General features: G+C 64.5%; 2 protein-coding genes. One reads left to right on the top strand and one right to left on the bottom strand.

Annotated features, from left to right (window positions below):
- A partial coding sequence (locus LK10_RS06940; protein WP_052207055.1) for a GH25 family lysozyme occupies positions 1-2,086 on the bottom strand: 2,086 nt, incomplete at its 3' end.
- Positions 2,087-2,566: 480 nt separating this feature from the next.
- Between LK10_RS06940 and LK10_RS06935 the strand changes: the two genes are divergently transcribed.
- On the top strand, positions 2,567-3,088 hold a 522-nt coding region (locus tag LK10_RS06935), incomplete at its 3' end, for a UTP--glucose-1-phosphate uridylyltransferase (protein ID WP_043121604.1).

The following is a 3,088-nucleotide window of genomic DNA, read 5'->3' as shown; positions in this document are numbered from 1 at the left end:
CGTTGAGGGAGACCTGGGCGCCGGTGGCCTTGTTCCAGATGATCGCGCCGTTCTGGAAGTTCTGGTACTGGCCTCCGTCGGAGAGGGTCACCACTCCGGTGGTGGGGTAGCCGAGCGGGCCGGTCTGGAAGCCGCTGGCCTGCCAGGCGGTGCGGATGGGCCCGTTGAGGGAGACCTGTGCGCCGGTGGCCTTGTTCCAGATGATCGCGCCGTTCTGGAAGTTCTGGTACTGACCACCATCAGAGAGAGTCACGACGCCGGTGGTCGGGTAGCCGAGAGGGCCGCCTTCGAAGCCTGTTGCCTGCCAGGCGGTGCGGATGGGCCCGTTGAGGGAGACCTGGGTGCCCGAGGCGGGGGAGGAGATGATCGCCCCGCCCTGGAAGTTCTGGAAGGAACCTCCATTGACGAGGCCCGAGGTGACGCCCGAGGTCGGGTAGCCGAGCGGTCCGGTCTGGAAGCCGCTGGCCTGCCACGCGGTGCGGATGGGCCCGTTGAGGGAGACCTGGGCGCCGGTGGCCTTGTTCCAGATGATCGCGCCGTTCTGGAAGTTCTGGTACTGGCCTCCGTCGGAGAGGGTCACCACTCCGGTGGTGGGGTAGCCGAGCGGGCCGGTCTGGAAGCCGCTGGCCTGCCAGGCGGTGCGGATGGGCCCGCTGAGGGAGACCTGTGCGCCGGTGGCCTTGTTCCAGATGATCGCACCGTTCTGGAAGTTCTGGTACTGACCACCATCAGAGAGAGTCACGACGCCGGTGGTCGGGTAGCCCAGCGGGCCGCCTTCGAAGCCCGTTGCCTGCCACGCAGTGCGGATGGGCCCGTTGAGGGAGACCTGGGTGCCCGAGGCGGGGGAGGAGATGATCGCCCCGCCCTGGAAGTTCTGGAAGGAACCTCCATTGACGAGACCTGAGGTGACGCCCGAGGTCGGGTAGCCGAGAGGGCCGCCTTCGAAGCCTGTTGTCTGCCAGGCGCTGCGGATCGGCCCGTTCGGGGAGACCCTGGTTCCCGAGGCGGGGGAGGAGATGATCGCCCCGCCCTGGAAGTTCTGGTAGGAACCTCCGTTGACGAGGCCGCCGGTGACGCCAGTGGTCGGGTAGCCGAGCAATCCGCCTTCGAAGCCTGTTGCCTGCCAAGCGCTCCGGATGGGCCCGTTGGGCGAGACCCGGGCGCCGCTCGCGGGTGACCAGATGATGGCGCCGCCCTGGAAGTTCTGATACGCCCCGCTGTTGACGAGGCCTCCGACGACACCTGTCGTCTGGGAACCAATGTTGGCCCCCGGGGCTACGGATCCGATGGCGGCGCTCGGATTGGTGTCGCCGTAGGTGGCGAACCGCTGAAGGCTTGGGTAGTCACCGTTCCATACGTTCGAGTCACCGACGAAGGGACCAGAGGAACTGTACTGCCAGACGCTGAACGCGGGCCAGCCAGCGGGCATCGGCGGTCCTGACTGGTTGTACGCCGCGACCCAGAGCGGGTTGTTGCCAAAGCCGCCGTAATTGCCTGTGCAGCTGCTCCACCAATCGGCAGTCGTGTAGATCATGGGACGACGGCCCGTGAGGGAAAGCATCGTATTGCTGAAGTCGGCGATCCAGTTCACCATGGCCGAACCGGCCATGCTGTAGCAAGTGTCACCCATATATACGCCGTTGATGGTCTGACCGGCGTAAGGGTTGTATTCGATATCCAGAACGGGAGGCATGGTGATGCCGTCGGCGGACCATCCTCCGCCGTTCTGCACGAAGTACTGCGCTTGGTTCGCTCCCGAGGACCAGTTGGGAATTGCAAAATGGTAGGCGCCGCGAATCATGCCCACGCTCTGCGCGTTACTGTACTGCTGAGAGAACGCCTGATTGGTGTAGTAGTTGCCCTCGGTTGCCTTCACATAGGCAAAGCGGACGCCCTGATTCCATTGGCCTCCCCAGTCAGTCGTATCGCTCCACTGACCATTGGCATATGCGGCTTGGTACGCGCTCACATCGACGCCGGAAACACCCCACCCGGGCTGCCACGAGGTGGGAGCCATGACGCCGACGGCGGAGCCCTTCGCCGGAGAACCCATCTGCTTCGGGTTGTGGGGGTTGACCTGACCCATTTTGGCTCCGCGCCCTACGGCCTTCTGCATCGCGTCGCGGAGTTGGACGCTGGCACCGGGGTCGGACGTCGCAGCCGCGACAGCCCCTGGAGGCGGCGTCGGCTGGGAAGTCTGCAGGCTCGGCGTCGCCGTTGCAGAAGGGGTTGGGGTAGGGCTAGGTGTAGCCGAATGCGTGGGGGATGCAGTTCCCACCGGTGTCGGAGTCGGAGAGGGTGTCACCGTCGCCGATGCTGCAGGCACCGCGAGGCCACCCACGAGTCCAAGTGTGAGTAGAGACAACCCCACCGAGTGGGTCAGAGATGTGAATTTCATAGCCTTGCCCGCATAGCTGGTCCGATCCTCAGGCGTGAGGGAGCGGAACCACCATAGCAGCGATGTTAAAAGTGTGAACAGTGTGATGAGAGTAAATTGCTGTTTCTTGTCAAGTTCTTGTGTCCTTCTTGCGTTTCGGCAGCGACAGCGGTCCCGTAAGCTACGCTCATGCCTCACACCGCACCTATTTCCAAGGCCGTGATCCCTGCAGCGGGGCTCGGCACGCGCTTCCTGCCGGCGACAAAGGCGATGCCGAAGGAAATGCTGCCCGTCGTAGACCAGCCAGCCATCCAGTACGTCGTTGCCGAAGCAGCGCGCGCGGGTCTCGACAATGTCCTCGTGGTCACTGGCCGCAGCAAGCGTGCCCTCGAGGATCATTTCGACCGCGTCCCGACGCTTGAAGAGGCGCTCGAGCGAAAGGGTGACCACACAAAGCTGGCTTCTGTCCGCGAGGCGAGTTCGCTCGGTGACATTCATTATGTGCGTCAGGGGGATCCGAAGGGGTTGGGGCATGCGGTGCTGTGCGCGCAGCGGCATGTGGGGGCCGAGCCGTTCGCGGTGCTGCTGGGCGATGACCTGATCGATGAGCGTGATGAGCTGCTGGGGGAGATGATCCGGGTGCAGCAGGCCACGGGTGGGTCCGTGGTGGCGCTGATGGAGGTTCCGCGGGAGGCGATCTCGGCGTACGGG

Source organism: Sinomonas humi, from assembly GCF_000802235.1.
Lineage (GTDB): Bacteria > Actinomycetota > Actinomycetes > Actinomycetales > Micrococcaceae > Sinomonas > Sinomonas humi.
This window is presented reverse-complemented; position numbering and strand designations above follow the sequence as displayed.